Origin of the sequence: Paraburkholderia nodosa (assembly GCF_001718195.1) — a bacterium.
In the GTDB taxonomy this organism is placed as follows: domain Bacteria; phylum Pseudomonadota; class Gammaproteobacteria; order Burkholderiales; family Burkholderiaceae; genus Paraburkholderia; species Paraburkholderia nodosa_A.
The window spans coordinates 18,320-35,234 of sequence record NZ_MCNV01000036.1 but is presented as its reverse complement, the minus strand read 5'-3'; the positions used below and the strand labels follow the sequence as shown (position 1 = coordinate 35,234).

Genomic DNA, 16,915 nt, shown 5'->3' with positions numbered 1-16,915 from the left:
CCAGGCCGTGCGCTGCGTCGCCCAGTGTCAAACGCGCTCGAAGACGGCGGCGATACCCTGGCCGCCGCCGATGCACATGGTCTCGAGCGCATAACGCCCCTTTCGACGCGTCAGTTCGTGCAGGAGCGTCGTCATGATCCGCACGCCCGTTGCGCCAATCGGGTGGCCGAGCGATATGCCGGAGCCGTTCACGTTGAGCCGGCCGGTGTCGTGCCAGTTCCAGCCTTTGAGGACTGCCAGCACCTGGCATGCGAACGCTTCGTTCACTTCGACGAGATCCATCTGATCGAGCGAGAGGCCCGTGCGCGCCATGAGCTTCTGGACCGCAGGCACGGGGCCGATGCCCATGCGTGACGGCTCGCAGCCAGCGGCGGCCCAGCCGGTCAGCCAGGCGATGGGTTCGAGCCCGAGCGTTTCGAGACGGTCTTCCGCGACGACGAGGCAGGCGGCCGCGGCGTCATTCTGCTGGCTGGAGTTGCCGGCGGTCACCGTGCCGCCCGGCATCAAAGCGCGAAGCTTGCCGAGACTTTCCATGCTGGCGTCCTCCCGGAATCCTTCGTCCCTGGAGAAAAGGAGCGGCTCGCCCTTCTTCTGGGGCACACTGACCGCAACGACTTCTTCGGCCATGCGGCCCGACTCCCACGCCGCCGCCGCGCGCTGATGGCTGCGTAGCGCGAATTCATCGGCGGCCTCGCGGCTGATGCCGTAGTCGGTGGCGAGATTTTCCGCCGTCTCGATCATGCCGGAGATATAGCCGAACCGAGATTCGGGCTGCGAGCGCTCGCGGCCGCGTGCGAGACGGTCGTGAAACTGAACGGAGCCCGAACGGGCGCCCCAGCGCATGTCCGTGCTGTAGTACTCGATGTTGCTCATGCTTTCCACGCCGCCGGCCAGCACCACGTCGGCGGCGCCAGTCTGCACCATCATCGCTGCGGTGGCGAGCGCCTGCAGGCCGCCGCCGCAGCGGCGGTCCAGTTGCATGCCCGGCACTTCGACGGGCAGGCCCGCCTGCAGCGCGATCCAGCGGCCCACGCAGGGCGTTTCGCTGCTCGCGTACGATTGTGCGAACACGACGTCGTCGATGCGAGCGGGATCGAGTCTCGCTCGCCGGATCGTTTCGTTCGCAACGAGTGCGCCGAGTTCTTCGACGGAGACACCGCGCAGGCTACCGCCAAAGGTGCCGACGGGCGTTCGTACGGGGGACACAATTGCTGCGCGTTTCATGGGACAGTTCCTTGCAGGGTTTCGAGTTTCTGATTCGGGCCCGATGGCAATCAGGCGACAAGCGTCGCACTTCCGGACCGATTGGAAGGCGGGGCGCCGGCCATCTGGTCGAGAGCGCCACGATGGTCCGGATGGGCAATCGCAAGCATGCGCTCGCGCCGTTGCCGCAGCGTCAGTCCGCGCAGATCGGCAACGCCATATTCCGTCACCACGATCCCGGCATCGCTGCGCGGCGTGCTGACCGGCCCGGTCAACGACGCGACAATGCGGGTGGCGCCCTTGCCAGCCGTGGAGGGCAGTGCGATGACGGGAACGCCGCCACGAGAGCGTCGCGCGCCGCGCAGGAAGTCCAGCGCGCCGCCCACCGCGCCCACGTACACGCCCCCCGCAATTTCGGCGTTGATCTGTCCACTCAGATCGACCTCGACCGCGGAGTTGATGGCGACGAAGCGATCGATGCTCGCGAGCACATGCGGGTCGTGCGTGTAGCGGGTCGAACGAAACTCGATGGCGTCGTTGCGGTGCGCGAACTCGTGAATGCGGCGGCCGCCCATCATCACGCCGGCGATGGTCTTGCCCATGTCGATGGATTTGCGCGCATTGTTGATCACGCCGGTTTGCATGAGGTCGGCGACTTTGTCTCCGATCGTCCCAGAATGAATGCCGAGGTTTCGACGATCGGAGAGGCACGCAAGGATCGCCTCTGGAATCGCGCCGAGACCGAGTTGAATCGTGGCGCCGTCTTCGATCAAACTTGCCGTGTACCGCGCGATCGCCAGATCCGTTGCGCTTGCTGCGCTGGGCGAACTTTCGGGAAGAGCGCGCGACGTCGGCAGGATGAAGTCGATCTCATCGTCGCGAAGGTAGCGCTCGCCGTACGTCCAGGGCGCCTGCTCATTCACCTCTGCGACGACGACGCGCGCGTGCTTCAGTGCCGGAATCAGATACTCATGCGCAATGGAGAGGCTGTAGCGACCCAGTGAATCGGGCGGCGCCAGCTGAAGCAGCAAGACGTCGATGGGAAACTGGCCCGACTCCATCATCTGCGGAAACTGCGAGTAGTGGCACGGAAGAATATCGAGTGCGCCAGCCTTGGCCAAAGCGCGGTTGGCGCCTGTGCCGCAGTACGAAACGAAATCGATGCAGTCAGCGTGCTCTGGCCGGCACGTGTCGAAACGACTAGCGCCCAGAAAAATCCGAAACGCGCCGATGCCGTGCCGTTGCTCTAGCAACTTTCTCGTGAGCGGGAGGGGCTCCGCGTTCGATTGACCCCACGCGACGGTATCTCCGGGACGAACGATGGATGCGAAGTCGACGGAGTCCGCCTCTAGCAGTAAAGGCATGATGTTGTTCGCGTCAGTGCGTAGTTTGAGTCATTGGCGCAACGGCATAGGTGTCGTCGTGCTGCCCACGCACGGCGCCCGACGCGATGACTTCCGCGATCCGCTCTTCGCTGTATCCGATGCTGCGCAGTACGTCTTCCGTATGCTGGCCAAGGCGCGCAACGGCGAGCGGCGGCGCTGCAGGCTCCATGCGGAAATGAATCGGGCTTGCAACGTGTTTGCGTCCGGACGGATCGCTTTGAATCATCGCGCGCTCATGCGCATGCGGATGGTCGAGCGCTTCGGCGAGCGAGAGCACCGGCGCGACGCTGATGTTTCGGCCCTCGAACCAGTCGAGCCATTCATCGAGAGTGCGGGTCAGGAAGGTACGCGTCAGGAATGCGCGCACCCGCGTCTGACCGTCGCCGGCCGGACCGATGGCGTCGCCGACCAGATCCGGGCGGCCGAGTGGCGTAAGCAGGTTAGTGGCAAAACTGCGCTCCCGGCCGCCGAGGCAGAGCCATTTCGAATCGGCGGTCTCATAGCTGCTGAGCAGTGCGAGACCGCTGTCGTCGTCTGGCGTTTCCTGAGATGAAACGTCCGGCGTGTTGAGCAAGCGGCCACTCAGATACGGCTGCGCCGTGAGCGCCGCATCGAAGAGCGAGACGTCGATATAGTCGCCGCGCCCGGTTTCCCGCGCGCGCAGGAGTGCCATCAACACAGCGGACAACGCCGTCAACGAACCGGCGAGCGCCGCGAGCGAGGGCCCCGTGGTAACGGGCATCCCGCGGCTATCGCGCGGCAGCGTGCCCGCGAGCGCTTGAATCACCGGATCATGGGCGGGCAGTTGAGAGAGCGGGCCATTCTGTCCAAATGCGGTCATCGCGCAATAAACGAGTCGCGGGTTCGTCCGGCTCACCGTGTCGTAGTCGATGCCAAGGCGGGCGGCCACTCCCGGCCGTGACGATTCGATCACCACGTCGGCCTCGTTCATCAGCTTGAGCGCCACCTCGCGTCCGTCGGGATGCTTCAGGTCGAGGGCGATGCTGCGCTTGCCGCGGTTGATTGCGGCGAAGAACGCGCCATCCGTGCCCGGTGCACCGCGTGTGGGGTCGCCGGTGACCGGTTCGATCTTGATGACCTGCGCCCCGTGTTCCGCGAGATTGGCGGCGAGGAACGGACCCGGCAGGAACTGTGACAGGTCCACGACGCGAAGACCGGTGAGTTTCATGCGAGAGCGGCTCCGAAGCCGAGCTGGCGTTGCGCGATCGCGGCAGCCTCTTTCACGATGCGTTCGATCAGTTCCGCACAAGTCGGCAGGTCGTGGATGAGACCGGTCACGATCCCGGCGGGGAACGCGCCGCCTTCGACTTCTCCCGTGCCGAATGCGTCCATCCAACGCTTGGCTCCGGTCAGCGCGTAGAGGTCGGCATGCGTCACGTGCCCGCTGCGCTCGAGTTCGAGCGCGGCGAGGCTCACGCTATTCTTGATCACACGGCTTGAATCGCCGAGCGAGCGGCCGACCACCACCGTATCGCGCTCCGTCGCTTCCAGCAGACGTTGCTTGATCGCCGGGTGGACCTGCGATTCTTGCGTGAGCATGAAGCGCGTGCCCATATTGATGCCGTCCGCACCGAGCGCCAGAGCCGCCATCAGACCGCGCCCATCGGCGAAACCACCGGAGGCGAGAATCGGCACCTTCAGCTTGTCGGCGGCGGCGGGAATCAGGATCAGTCCCGGGATATCGTCTTCACCGGGGTGCCCCGCACATTCGAACCCGTCGATGCTGATGGCGTCTGCGCCGAGCGATTCGGCCTTCACCGCGTGGCGGACCGTGACGCACTTGTGGACGACCTTGACGCCCTGCGCCTTGAATTCGGCAATGTATTTCGCGGGATTGCTACCTGCCGTTTCCACGACCTTGACACCCTGCGAAACGATGGTGCGCACATACGCGTCATAGTCGAGACCGGCATTCGCGCCGAGTACGGTCAGATTCACACCGAACGGCTTGTCCGTGAGCGAGCGCACTTTGTCGATTTCACGCGCGAGCGCGTCGGCGCTTGCATGTGTATGCGCGGAGATGAACCCAAGACCGCCCGCGTTACCTACGGCCGCTGCCAGTTCGGCGCGCGCCACCCAGCGCATGCCGCCTTGAATGATGGGGTATTGGATGCCGAGTAATTCAGTAATGCGGTTGACGTAGGGTTTCATCACGTGCCTGTAGTCTGGGGAGGGAGTGTGGGTGCGAGGAGGGCGCTGGATGCGCGCGGCCTGGCGTGCTCGGTTAGCCACGGCAGAAGTGGCTTTTTCAGCGATTCAACAATCGCGGAACTGCGGCTTGCGTTTTTCGGCGAAGGCCGCCATGCCTTCCTTGCGGTCTTGGGTGGCGAAGGTCGAATAGGCCATGCGCCGCTCGAACAGGATGCCTTCGGCGAGGCTCGATTCGTAAGCACGGTTGACGCACTCTTTCGCCATCGCCACGACCGGTTGCGAGAATCGGGCAATTTCGTCGGCTGTTTTCAGCGCTTCGCCGACGAGCGTATCGACAGGAACGATGCGGCTCACGAGTCCGCATCGTTCGGCTTCGACAGCGTCCATCTTGCGGCCGGTGAGAATCATCTCCATCGCCTTCGATTTGCCGAGCACCCGCGTGAGGCGCTGCGTGCCGCCGGCGCCGGGAATGGTTGCGAGCGTGATTTCGGGCAGGGCGAAACGCGCGTTGTCGGCGGCCAGAATGAAGTCGCACATCATGGCCAGCTCGCAGCCTCCGCCCAACGCGAGACCGGCGACGGCGGCGATGACCGGTTTACGGCAACGCGAGGTGCGCTCCCAGTTCGAAGTGATGAACTGGTTCTTGTAGACGTCCATGTACGTCCATTCGCCCATCATCTTGATGTCGGCTCCGGCGGCGAATGCTTTTTCGCTGCCGGTGAGCACGATCGCGCCGATGGCCGGATCGGCCTCGAGGCCGTCGAGTGCGGCCGTCAGCTCGTCCATCAACTGGTTGTTCAGCGCGTTATAGGCATGCGGACGGTTCAGCTTGATCAAGCCTGTCTTGCCGTGAATTTCGACGATGATCGTCTCGTAGGCCATGGTCTTTCCTTGCGGGAATCAGGGTGAACACTTAAGCCAGCATCGGTATCTGCCCGGCCTTGCTTGTATTGGCTGTGGCACCCCGTGCAGACTGCGTCAGGTCGTGCCGCGCGTTGCCAAATTTGTGAACGACGTTTATGATTCTGAATGTGTGACCCGGCTTTGTCAATTGAGCCAATGGTCAGATTCGCTAATGGAAAACACCGCGAGGAGACAGTGCATGACGACTCGTCACGAGGACGGACAGATTCGCGTTGAACAACGCGGGAACCTGCTTTTGATAGGCATCGACCGGCCGGAAAAGCGCAACGGCTTTACCCCGAAGATGTTCAGGGAACTGGCCGCCGCTTACACGCGGCTGGAGAACAGCAGCGATCTGTTCTGCGGTCTGGTCTATGCCGAAGGCGACCACTTTACGGCGGGGCTCGACATGCCGAAGATCGCGCCGCTGCGCCGTGAGGGCAAACCCTTGCTTCCGGAGGGCGAGGTCGATCCGTTCAATTTGCGCGCGCCGCTGCGCACCAAGCCGGTCGTCATCGCTCTCAAGGGAATCTGCTTTACGGTCGCTGTCGAATTGATGCTCGCATCGGAAGTGGCCGTGGCCGCCGATAACTGCCGTTTCTCCCAACTTGAAGTGAAGCGGGGGATCATGGCAGGTTGTGGTGCGACGTTCCGCATGGTCCAGCGTGCCGGCTGGGGCAACGCGATGAAGGTGCTGCTCACCGGCGACGAGTTCACTGCCGAGGAGGCGCGCCGCATGAACTTCGTTCAGGACGTCGTGCCGGCGGGCCAGGAATTCGACCGCGCGCTGGCTATCGCAGAGCGAATCGCCGCGCAGGCGCCGCTCGCCGTGCAGGCCACGATGCAGAACGCGCGTGTTTCACTGGGGCAAGGCTGGCAGGATGCCTACGCGACGATTCAGTCGACGCAGCAGTTTCTCTACAACACGGAAGATGCAAAGGAAGGCGTTCAGTCCTTCATCGAAAAACGTACGGCGAAGTTCGTCGGACGCTGAGGCATGGCTTGCGGCGCGGCGGGTATGAATTCAAGGGGACAGTTTGATATGACAAAAGGCGCGTTGACGGGAGTTCGCGTACTCGACCTGAGCCGTATTCTCGCGGGGCCCTGGGGGGCGCAGATGCTGGCGGATCTCGGCGCGGAGGTCATCAAGGTCGAGCGTCCGGGCAAAGGGGACGATTCGCGGCAGTTCGGCCCGCCGTTTCTCATGGATCGGGAGGGCAAGGTTACGCGCGAATCGACGTTCTTTATCAGCGCGAACCGTGGCAAGAAGTCGATCACGTGCGATATTTCGACGCCCGACGGGCAGACGCTGATCCGCTCGCTGGCTGCGCATTGCGACGTGCTGCTCGAGAACTATAAGGTTGGCGACCTGAAACGCTACGGGCTCGACTACGAGAGCCTCAAACTCGTCAATCCTCGCTTGATCTACTGCTCGATAACGGGGTTCGGACAAACCGGGCCGTACAGTCCCCGCCCCGGATATGACTCGATTTTCCAGGCGATGGGCGGTCTGATGAGCGTCACGGGCAACGGCGACGACGTGCCGGGCGGCGGACCGATGAAAACCGGGCCCAGTCTCGCGGACATCCTTTGTGGACAGTACGCGGCGTCCGCGATCATCGCCGCGCTCTATCATCGCGACGCGGCGCAAGGCGGCAGTGGGGAGGGGCAGTACATCGACCTGGCGCTGCTGGACGCGATGATCGCCGCCACCTCGCACTATGCGAGCCAGTACCTCGTTTCGGGGCAGGTTCCGGTCCGGCGCGGTACGGAGGGAAACGGCGGCATGCCGTCGCGCATGTTCCGCTGTGCCGATCGCGACATCATGATCGTTGCGGGCAACAACGAACAATACGCGCGGATGTGCCAGGTCCTCGGGCATCCCGAACTCGCCAGCGACCCGCGATTCAGCGAGATTGCACTGCGAGTGAAGAATCGCCGCGCGCTCGGCGAAGTGTTCGAACCGCTGATCGCCGAATGGCAAAGCGATGAACTGCTGGCGGCTCTCGACGCGGCAGGGGTGCCGGCGGGGCCGATCAACAATCTGGAACAAGTGTTCGCCGATCCCCACGTGCAGGCGCGTGCGATGTGTGTTGAAGTCGCGCATCCGCTCACCGACGAGGCGGTCCGTATGGTTGCCAATCCGGTGAAGATGTCGGGCACGCCGATCGATTCGTACGGCGCGCCGCCGATGCTCGGGCAGCACACGGACGCCGTGCTGCACGATGTGCTGGGTATGTCGCAGTCCGATATCGATACCTTGCGCGAAAAGAAGGTAATTTAGAAAGCACGATCTTGCGAAGCGCAGCCCTTCGGGGCTGCGCTCTATTGCGGACTATCCATATCAATCAGGACAACGAATGTCACTGTCGTTGCGAGACATTCGAGGATGGTTGCGGGGGGCTCGAACCCTTGGCAGCCAATTGATTTGTTTCGTATCACGCTTTTGCAATCAGGGGTTCCTTGATGCACATTGGAATACCCGCAGAAACTCGGGCGAACGAAACCTGCGTGGCCGCGACGCCGGAGACACGAGCGGTTCATCGCGTGGCACATGATGTACGAGAGGATCGCGCCGGAAGAGCCCACCAGCGACCCCGCGATGATCAGCATGGCGTTGTTCAGCGAGAAGCCGTGAACGTGCTGCTCGCGGAAGCCGAGGTGCCGTACGACATGGTGTTCGAAATGGAGGACATCAACAACGAGTTCGGCCAGACCGACGTCGTGCTGGTGCTCGGCGCGAACGACCTGGTGAACCCGGCGGCGAAGAACGATCCGAAGTCGCCGATCGCGGGCATGCCGATCATCGAGGCGTACAAGGCGCGCACGATCATCGTGAACAAGCGCTCGATGGCGGCCGGCTACGCGGGCCTCGACAACGAACTCTTCTACATGGATAAAACCATGATGGTGTTCGGCGACGCGAAGAAGGTGATCGAGGAGATGGTGAAGGCGGTGGAGTAAGCGGTAGCTAAAGGACGAATCATGACGACTGAGAATAGCAATAGCGGTATCGCAGACACAACCGAGGTAGAAGTCGGGTATCTCGAAGCGGGCGGGGATGCTTCAAATCATTCACGCCTGCATCAACGATCGGACGCTGCCCACGGCCGTCGAAAGTCACCCCAGTGGGCATGGGCGGTCTGCCGCAGCGAATACGACTGGATGGACGTGCACTTGCCGTTCTTCACATCGGAATGGTACTGATTGCTTTCTTGAAAAGCGGCATCGAGATCGCAATTTCCACAGGCCGATTCGGTCTGTCGTGGTGAGTGTCCTCTTCGCCGTCGCCCAAATCCGTTCATCGCTTTACGGTTTCGGGTGCGTCTCGACGTCGCGGTGCCCCCGTTGAAAATCGCCTGACACAACGGCGCAAAAAAAACCTTGGCTCGGTGTCCCGCAGCCAAGGTCAAACTCCACACGCTCTCGCGAAGTGTGCCGGAGGAGAAATATGTGACCACTTTCGATCGTTTTGGTAGGCGTCTCGTGCGAACTCGCCCTCGGATCGAGGTATCTCAGTTAATGCAACTATTAGTTCAATTAAATTCTCTGCGCCGCTGAGAAATGCAACTTCTCGTTTCGTATATTGCAACTGTGTTCAAAAAGACGCACTAAAGCATTGACTGTCCGCCGTCCACACTGATAGTCTGCCCGGTTATGAAATTAGCGTCGTCACTACACAGAAATGCAACTGTTCGTCCAATATCGAGCTCAGGATCGCCGAAGCGGCCAAGAGCGATTTCACCGAGATAGCGCGTGCGTTCCTGGGGATTGGCCTCGAGGTAGGCTTCAGCGGCTGGCGTGAGCGCTGCCGGGCAAATGACGTTGACGGTGATGCCATAGGCACCCCATTCGCGCGCGGCAACACGTGAAAGTCCACGAATGCCCTCCTTGGTTGCGGCGTACGCGCCGAATCCCTTGAGCCCTTCGATGCCTGTGCGCGAGCCGAAGTTGACGATGGTGCCGCGGCCCTGTGCCTTCATGTGCGGCAATACGGCCTGCATGAAATACAGCGTGCCGTACAAGCCAGACTCGAGTGTGTCGCTCCAGTCGTCGTCGGTAACGGACTCGAGCGGCACACCCGGGCTGCTGCTTTGTGCGTTGTCAATAAGCGCGTCCACGCGTCCGAAACGCTCAATGGCAAGTTCGACCGTGCGCACGGCGTCGGCTCGATTGCGCGTGTTACCAGGCACGACGAGCACTTGCGAGCCGAGGGCACTCAATTCGTCAGCAGCGTGCGTGAGTTTGCTCTCCGTGCGGCCAGTCAGCACCAGACTCGCGCCCTGGGTGGCAAGCGCGCGGGCAATGCCGAGTCCAACGCCTTGCCCGCCTCCGGTCACGATGACGACCTTTTCTGCCAGTTTTTTCGTGTGCATGTGTGATCCAGAAGTGAAGTTTGATGCTGCAGTTCGACGCGCGAGCGTGCCGCGTGGATGGTCCGGAAAGCGTTGCTCCTGCATTGCAATTTTATGAACGCCGTTCAACTATATCTCAACCTGAATGCGGAGGCGCCCTGGCGTATTCCCGAATTCAGGCGGTGCAAAAGTGTGCCAAATTGTGATCGTTGTAAAACTATGTGAATAGTTCCCGTATAATCGATACAGTCAATTCATGGGGAAAATCATGTTGAAAGAGACCTCAGCGCCGGCGGACCGGGATGTCAGCGGGCCGCGCTCGCTGACCCGACTCCTCGGAATTTTCGATGTGCTGGCGAAGTCTCCGGAAGGGATGTCGCTGGCAGAACTGAATGTTGCCCTCGAGTCGCCGAAGAGCAGCCTGCTCAATCTGCTGAGGCCTCTCGTGGCAGAAGGGTTTTTGATGCACGACGCAGGCCGCTATCGCCTGGGGCCTTCGATCTTCCGCTTGTCCGCCGGCGTGATGGCCGCGTGGAATTTCTCGAAGATGCTGCGCCCGTTTCTGGTGGATCTCTCGAAGAGCACCAATGAAACCGTTTATATCGGCGTCCTTGATCACGAGCACAAGGAGATCACCTATGTCGATGTGATCGAGAGCGAACAATCCGTGCGCTATTCGATGCACATCGGATTGCGCCGTCCGCTCTACTGCACGGCTGCGGGGCGCGTGCTGCTGGCTCATGCGCCGGAGGCTTTCGTCACCGACTACATGAAGACGGTCAAGTTCGAGCGCCGTACGCCGCAAACCGTCGCGACGAAGAAGGCGCTGCGTGACGAACTCGATCACATCCTCGAAACCGGTTTGTCGGTGAGCCGCGGCGAATTGCTGCCGGACTCCGCGGGTGTGTCGTCACCGATCTTCGGGCCGAACGGTAACGTGATTGCGGCGATGGCGATTGGTGCGCCGCTCGAGCGTTTCGATCGCGAACGCCCGCAACTCGAGCAGAACATGATCAGGGTGGCGCAGCGTGCGTCTGCATTGGGTCAAGCCGAAGATGAGTGACCGGCCAGCGTGCCGAGCATTGAAGCACATGCTTCAATGTTCGGCACGCATGGCGAATTTGAAGAAGCGTCGGACCGGCGTGTAACAGGTCGTTCGCAACGACGATCAACGGGCGTGACGCTTCGGCAGCATGCAAGCGATCAGCAGTCCGGCAATCGAACTGCAGGCGATGTAGACGAACACCGAAACATAGCCACTGTCGGCGGGAAACGACGCACCGTCATGTCCCCCCGTCGCGCCGCGTAACAGCACGAATACCACCTGGGCGCCTACCGCGAAGAAGCACGAGAAGAAGACGTAGAGCATGCCCGTTGCCTCGCCTGTCTGATGCGCAGGCGTCGTTTCCACGATCTGGTTGTACAGCGCCGTGCTCGCGAAGGCGAGCCCGAACGAGCACAGGACCGCGCCTGGAACGAAGAGCAGCAGGCTGCGATGAAGCGCGATCAGTGAGGCCCAGGCAAAGGCCAGGATGACCATGCCGATCAAGGCGGCGCGACGCGCCTTGTAGCGGGCCGCAACGCGGCCGCTCCACGGGCTCGCGACCATCGCGACGATGTTGACGCTGAACATCAGTAATCCGGCTGCTGTTGCGCTCAGTCCGAATCCAGCGTGCGTGCCGGCAGGCTGCTGGGCGAGCAGCGAGAAAACCTGTCCCAGTTGCATGGCGCCTGCCGCGAGGAATGCCATGCAGGCATTCGCCAGGACGACCTCGCGCGTCTTCAGCAGACGCACGTTGATGAGCGGATGACGCGCCTTGAGCTGATGCCGCGCCCATAGTCCCAGCACGACCATGCCGCCGCCGATCAAACCCCAAAGCCGCGCATCGCCGAGCCCCCACGCGCGGATCTGTTGCACCGCGAAGAGGATCGCGCAAAGTGCTGGAGCGAACGCAAGGCCTCGAAGGTAGTCGATCCGGACGCTGGGATGCTGTGGCGACGGCGGCGTCCACGCGCGTACGGCAGCGACTGCCACGATGCAAAGCGCGACTTTGAACCAAAAGCCGCCTTGCCAGGAATAGTGATCCACGACGACGCCCGCACAAATGTAGACCAGCCCCGCGGATACCATGCCTGCAGCACTGATCAGGCCCACCGCGCCAGGCAGCCTCGCTGGCGGCAGGTTCTCGCGGACCAGGCCGATGGAGAGCGGTGTAATGCCTGCCGCGATCGATTGCATCGCGCACCCGGCGACGAGCATGCCGACACGGGTTGCACAGGCGGCGACGACCGCGCCGGCGGCAGCGACCGACATCACCACGAGCAGGATGCGACGGTAGCCCAGCAGGTCACCAAGCCGCCCGCTCACCGCGGCAAAGACGGCCGAGCCGAGCCAGTATGCGGTAACCGTCCAGCTCACGGAGTTCGAAGCGGGAAAGGCTTTGTAGAGTGTGACCAGCACCGTATAGATAACGGTGATTCCCGACGAGGCGGCCACTGCGGCCAGCAGGATCGCCATCGTGAACCCGCGCGGCGGACCGGCTACGGGTTGTGCTCGGTGTGCCTGCTGCGAGAGGACTTCAACTTGCATGAGCGTCTCCGGTTGTATGTATCGTTTCGAGTATACTCATATGCGAACGATGTTCGTATTGATGTTTTCCGGAGGATGCCATGTGCGAGCTTCGGAAATCGCGAGGGCGCCGATCGATATCAATTCGATATCGACGTTTCTGGGTTCGATATGAGAGTTCTTGGGCTGATGGCTTGAGCCGATACTTCTCTCAAGGGCGCACGTTGAGCAGCGCTCCCCCACAATCAGGAGAGAGTTCATGCAAGCGTACCAAGGGAAGATCTACGACGCGGACACGCACTTCTACGAAGTCGAGGACGCATACAGCCGCCATTTGCCCGAGAAGTTCAAGAAGGACTGGTCGTTCACCAGCCGTGTCACGGCCGACGGCAACCGCTGCATGTATGTCGGCGACCGCAAGGTGGAAATCAGCGAAGGCTACACCTCGGCCGAGGGGCACGTGCCGCCGCCGGGCAAGCTGCATGAATGGCTGCGCGCGATGAAGGACGGCAAGGACAACGTCGACATGCGTGTCGCCCCGACGCCGGACATGTTCAATCGCGACGCCCGCCTGAAGAAGATGGACGAATTCGGCGTGGAAGCCTGCACGATGTACATCGGCGAAATGGTCGCGTGCATTTCGTACCTCAACGAGCCTGCCGCCGCAAATGCCGTGTTGCATGCGTATAACCAGTGGATGCTCGACGACTGGGGCTTCAACTACAAGGACCGGATCTACACGACGCCGGTCGTCACGCTCGACGATCTCGACGCCGCCGTCGCCGAGGCAAAATGGCTGGTCGCGAACGGCGTCCGCGTAATCCTGATGCCGATGGGGCCGTTCAATGGCCGTGCGCCGGCGGACCCGTATTTCGATCCGTTCTGGTCGATCCTCAACGAAGCGGGCGTGCGTGTCACGTTCCACGTGTCGGAAGCGATCTACATGAAGGATCACATGGCGGTGTGGGGCGAGCCGGTGCAGCAGTCGCGCCAGCGTCAAACCGCCTTTGTCTGGATGCACGGTTACGGCGAGCGTCCGGTGATGGAAACGCTGTCGTCATTCATCTTCTACAATTTCTTCGAGCGTTTCCCGCGCGTCAAGCTGTGCAGCGCGGAAAACGGTGCCGAATGGGTGCCGTCGCTGCTCGTGAAAATGGACAAGTGCCGGGGCATGGCGAAGAATGGTTACTGGCCGTGCGGTCAACTGAAGAAGCGCCCGAGCCAGATCTTCAAGGAAAACGTGTTTGTGGTCGCGTATCCCGAGGACGACATCGGCCAGATCATCGCGCAAACCGGATCGTCGGACTTTCTGTTGATGGGCTCCGACTATCCGCACGCGGAAGGCGTGCCGGAGCCGAAAGACTTCGCTGCGGAAGCGCTCAATGGGCTTGCCGAAGAAGACACGCGCAAGATCATGTACGACAACGGTCGCAGGTTCATTCCGCTGCAGGTGTAATCGAAGTCGCGCGGGGCGCCGGTGCAGCGGGAATCGCATCCGGCGTTTGCGCGGCGGCGCGACCCGTCGTCCCGCGCTGTCTCTTCTTTGTGAACAGGTAAGCCATGAATATTTCGGACTATAAGGCGTTATTGCTCGAACGCGACGGCGGCGTCCTGACCGTCACGCTCAACCGCCCCGAAACGCTGAATGCGTTTGACGAGCAAATGGACATTGAGATGTCGCGGCTCTTTCTCGATGTCGCGGAGGACGGCGAGACCCGTGTTGTCGTGTTGACGGGCGCTGGGCGCGCATTCAGCGCGGGCGGTGATATCGAGCACATGCAGCAGGTCATCGACAACCCGGCGTTATTTCTGGAAGGCATGCAGCGCGCCAAAAAAATCGTCTTCTCGATGCTCGATTGTCCGAAGCCGGTCATCGCGAAGATCAATGGTCATGCAATTGGTCTGGGCGCGACGATCGCGTTGTTCTCGGATCTGAGCTACGCGGCCAATCACGCGAAGATTGGCGATCCGCACGTGAAAGTCGGCTTCGTAGCGGGCGATGGCGGCGCGGTGATCTGGCCGCAGCTCGTCGGCTACGCGAAGGCCAAGGAATACCTCCTGACGGGTGACCTCCTCACCGCGGAAGAGGCGGCGCGTCTGGGGCTCATCAATCACGCCGTGCCGGCTGACGAACTCGATGCCGTTGTCGATGCCATGGCGAAGCGGCTGGCAAACGGAGCCGCGCGTGCGATTCAATGGACCAAGGCTTCAATCAACATCGGACTCAAGCAACTCGCGCATTCGATTCTCGATGCGTCGATCGCCTACGAGGCGCTGTCGAATTTGACTGAAGACCACCAGGAAGCGGTCAACGCGTTTCGCGAGAAACGTGAGCCGGTTTTCAAGGGACGTTGATTTTTCACGCCGAAGCGGCGAGGGAGTGATCGGACATGCAACGGGTAGTGGTGGTAACCGGTGGCTTCGGCACATTGGGACGCGCGGTGGGCCGGGTATTTGCCGACAATGGCTGGAAGGTCGCGCTGATCGACAAGGCGCCCGCGCCGGAGGGCGCGAGCGCGGAGCAGCTACACGCCTCCTGGTGGCGAGGCGGCGTGGAACTCACTGACCTGGACGCGGCGCGCGCGGCGTTTTCGGCGACTGTCGAGCAGTTTGGCAAGCTCGATGCCCTCGTCAACATAGCGGGCGGATTTCGCTGGGAAACACTGGCGGACGGCTCCCTCGAGACGTGGGATTTGATGTATCAGATGAACGTGCGGACGGCCGCTACGGCATCGAAAGCGGCGTTGGACTATCTTGCTGTCGGCGCGCACGGCGGTCGCATTGTCAACATCGGCGCTGGTGCCGCACTGAAGGCAGGTATGGGAATGGGTGCGTACACGGCGTCGAAGTCGGGAGTGATGCGTTTGACGGAGGCGCTAGCCGAAGAGCTCAAGGATCGGTCAATTACCGTGAACGCGATCCTGCCGGGTATTATCGACACGCCGCAAAACCGCAACGACATGCCCGATGCAGACTTTTCACGTTGGGTACGGCCCGAGGAAATCGCGAACGTGATCCTTTTTCTCGCTTCCGAAGCGGCGTCGGGGGTAACCGGTGCATTGATTCCGGTTACTGGGCGCACCTGAAGATTAACAGGCCACCAACAGCAGTTGACGCCTGATACAGGGGCGTCAACTGCAAAACTGGGTTTCAGGTGAGGCGCGCGAGCGAATCGTTGCTGAATCCGAGAAACGGCTCGCCAAGGCGGGCACGCCGGGCCCAGTTCGGGTCGTGCAGAAGCGAACGTCCTACGCCAACAAGGTCAAACTCGTTGCGCGAGAAACGATCCAGCAGTGGTGTCAGGTCGGGTTGCACCGATGTTTCGGCTCCGGCCATGGAATCGTAGTAACCCTTATTAATACCGATTCCGCCCACCGCCATAGCATACCGGCCGGTCACTTTCTTTACCCAGCCTGCGAGATTCATCTCCGAGCCCGGGAATTCCGCGCGATTGAAATAACGCGTACTCGCCTCGAAGATGTCGACGCCAGCATCTGCGAGCGGTGCGAGGATCTGTTCGAGTTCGTGCGGATCGTTGGCGAGGCGCGCACGGAAATCCTGCTGTTTCCACTGTGAAAAGCGGAATGTAATCGGCATCGTATCGCCGATCGCTTCGCGTATCGCGCGCACGACTTCGGCGGCAAAGCGGCTGCGCGCCACGAGATCCTTACCCCATTTGTCCGTGCGTTGATTGGTCTCGGCCCAAAGGAACGCATCGATCAGATAGCCGTGCCCTCCGTGGATGGCGATGCCGTCGAATCCGGCGGTCTTCGCAAACGACGCGCTTCGACCGTAGGCGGCGATGACGTCCGCGATCTCGGTGTCGGTCATTGGGCGCGTTGGTGGCCTCACCCGCTCCATGTAGCCCGCGTTGAGAGAAGTCGTGCGTCCGGACGGCCCCCAGAGCCCCGATGGCCGTAGTGGCGCGGCGGCGGGGAAGGGCCCTGTGTTCGCCTCTTTCATCGGTCCCATGTGCCACAGTTGCGGAAAGATAACGCCGCCGCTCGCATGCACTTCATTCGTCACTCGCCGCCACGCGGCAACCGATTCTGCTCCGGCGAGTACGGGAATCGAATTCTCGCCGAGTCCGGCTTCGCCCAGGGCCGCCGGATGATCGACACCGACGCCTTCCGTGATGATAAGGCCAGTCTCGCCCTGCGCGCGCCGCTTGTAGTAGGCGGCAACGTCACTGCCGGGCAGTCCATTGGGCGAAAAGCCGCGAGTCATGGGTGACATGACGATGCGGTTGGCAAGCGTGACGCCTCGAACAACGAGCGGCGTAAAGAGCGATCCGATGTCCATATTCATTCATATATTTGACTTGCGTG

The 16,915-nt window shown here is 61.7% G+C and carries 14 protein-coding genes and 2 pseudogenes; 7 read left to right on the top strand and 9 right to left on the bottom strand.

The annotated features are described in order from the left end of the window. Positions 1-27: 27 nt before the first annotated feature. The 5 genes from BFD71_RS34935 to BFD71_RS34915 all read right to left on the bottom strand — a co-directional run bounded on the left by BFD71_RS34935 (position 28) and on the right by BFD71_RS34915 (position 5,642). Positions 28-1,224 carry an acetyl-CoA C-acetyltransferase gene (locus BFD71_RS34935; protein ID WP_069268784.1) on the bottom strand — a complete coding sequence of 399 codons (1,197 nt, stop codon included), beginning with the start codon at positions 1,222-1,224 and terminating at the stop codon, positions 28-30. A 50-nt stretch (positions 1,225-1,274) separates the two neighbouring features. Then, complete coding sequence (locus BFD71_RS34930; protein ID WP_069268783.1) at positions 1,275-2,567, bottom strand: acetyl-CoA hydrolase/transferase family protein; 1,293 nt, start codon at positions 2,565-2,567, stop codon at positions 1,275-1,277. A 13-nt stretch (positions 2,568-2,580) separates the two neighbouring features. Next, positions 2,581-3,777, bottom strand: a complete 1,197-nt coding sequence (locus tag BFD71_RS34925) for a CaiB/BaiF CoA transferase family protein (RefSeq protein ID WP_069268782.1) — start codon at positions 3,775-3,777, stop codon at positions 2,581-2,583. Further along, complete coding sequence (locus BFD71_RS34920) at positions 3,774-4,760, bottom strand: NAD(P)H-dependent flavin oxidoreductase (RefSeq protein ID WP_069268781.1); 987 nt, start codon at positions 4,758-4,760, stop codon at positions 3,774-3,776. Before BFD71_RS34920 ends, BFD71_RS34925 begins: the two co-directional genes overlap by 4 nt. A 105-nt stretch (positions 4,761-4,865) precedes the next feature. After that, positions 4,866-5,642 (bottom strand): enoyl-CoA hydratase, encoded by a 777-nt coding sequence (locus BFD71_RS34915; RefSeq protein ID WP_069268780.1) that lies wholly within the window; start codon positions 5,640-5,642, stop codon positions 4,866-4,868. A 220-nt stretch (positions 5,643-5,862) separates the two neighbouring features. On the opposite strand from BFD71_RS34915, the gene BFD71_RS34910 reads away from it, so the two are divergent. Together BFD71_RS34910 and BFD71_RS34905 are read left to right on the top strand one after the other, a co-directional pair. After that, a complete protein-coding gene (locus BFD71_RS34910) occupies positions 5,863-6,657 on the top strand; it encodes a crotonase/enoyl-CoA hydratase family protein (RefSeq protein ID WP_069268779.1) in 795 nt (264 codons plus the stop codon). A gap of 48 nt (positions 6,658-6,705) precedes the next feature. Beyond that, positions 6,706-7,947, top strand: coding sequence for a CaiB/BaiF CoA transferase family protein (locus BFD71_RS34905; protein WP_069268778.1), 1,242 nt, complete (start codon positions 6,706-6,708; stop codon positions 7,945-7,947). 248 nt (positions 7,948-8,195) lie between these two features. Here BFD71_RS34905 and BFD71_RS42915 read toward each other — a convergent pair. After that, positions 8,196-8,297 (bottom strand): annotated as a pseudogene (locus BFD71_RS42915) (NAD(P)(+) transhydrogenase (Re/Si-specific) subunit beta); the annotation flags it as partial. On the opposite strand from BFD71_RS42915, the pseudogene BFD71_RS42445 reads away from it, so the two are divergent. After that, positions 8,298-8,627, top strand: a pseudogene (locus BFD71_RS42445) (NAD(P)(+) transhydrogenase (Re/Si-specific) subunit beta); the annotation flags it as partial. A 647-nt stretch (positions 8,628-9,274) separates the two neighbouring features. Here BFD71_RS42445 and BFD71_RS34895 read toward each other — a convergent pair. Beyond that, positions 9,275-10,147, bottom strand: coding sequence for an SDR family NAD(P)-dependent oxidoreductase (locus tag BFD71_RS34895; RefSeq protein ID WP_256095047.1), 873 nt, complete (start codon positions 10,145-10,147; stop codon positions 9,275-9,277). 139 nt (positions 10,148-10,286) lie between these two features. Between BFD71_RS34895 and BFD71_RS34890 the strand changes: the two genes are divergently transcribed. Next, positions 10,287-11,081, top strand: coding sequence for an IclR family transcriptional regulator (locus BFD71_RS34890; RefSeq protein ID WP_069268816.1), 795 nt, complete (start codon positions 10,287-10,289; stop codon positions 11,079-11,081). Positions 11,082-11,186: 105 nt separating this feature from the next. Here BFD71_RS34890 and BFD71_RS34885 read toward each other — a convergent pair whose 3' ends face one another. Further along, the gene (locus BFD71_RS34885; protein ID WP_256095046.1) at positions 11,187-12,608 is read right to left on the bottom strand and encodes an MFS transporter; all 1,422 of its coding nucleotides are present in this window, start codon (positions 12,606-12,608) and stop codon (positions 11,187-11,189) included. A 238-nt stretch (positions 12,609-12,846) separates the two neighbouring features. Between BFD71_RS34885 and BFD71_RS34880 the strand changes: the two genes are divergently transcribed. From BFD71_RS34880 to BFD71_RS34870, 3 genes are all read left to right on the top strand, one after another. Beyond that, entirely contained in the window at positions 12,847-14,043 is a 1,197-nt protein-coding gene (locus BFD71_RS34880) for an amidohydrolase family protein (protein ID WP_069268775.1), read from the top strand. 104 nt (positions 14,044-14,147) lie between these two features. After that, entirely contained in the window at positions 14,148-14,942 is a 795-nt protein-coding gene (locus BFD71_RS34875) for an enoyl-CoA hydratase/isomerase family protein (protein WP_069268774.1), read from the top strand. A 35-nt stretch (positions 14,943-14,977) separates the two neighbouring features. Continuing rightward, positions 14,978-15,673 carry an SDR family NAD(P)-dependent oxidoreductase gene (locus tag BFD71_RS34870; protein WP_069268773.1) on the top strand — a complete coding sequence of 232 codons (696 nt, stop codon included), beginning with the start codon at positions 14,978-14,980 and terminating at the stop codon, positions 15,671-15,673. 64 nt (positions 15,674-15,737) lie between these two features. Here the strand turns inward: BFD71_RS34870 and BFD71_RS34865 are convergent, their stop codons facing one another. After that, positions 15,738-16,889, bottom strand: a complete 1,152-nt coding sequence (locus BFD71_RS34865) for an NADH:flavin oxidoreductase (RefSeq protein ID WP_141710899.1) — start codon at positions 16,887-16,889, stop codon at positions 15,738-15,740. Positions 16,890-16,915: the final 26 nt, after the last annotated feature.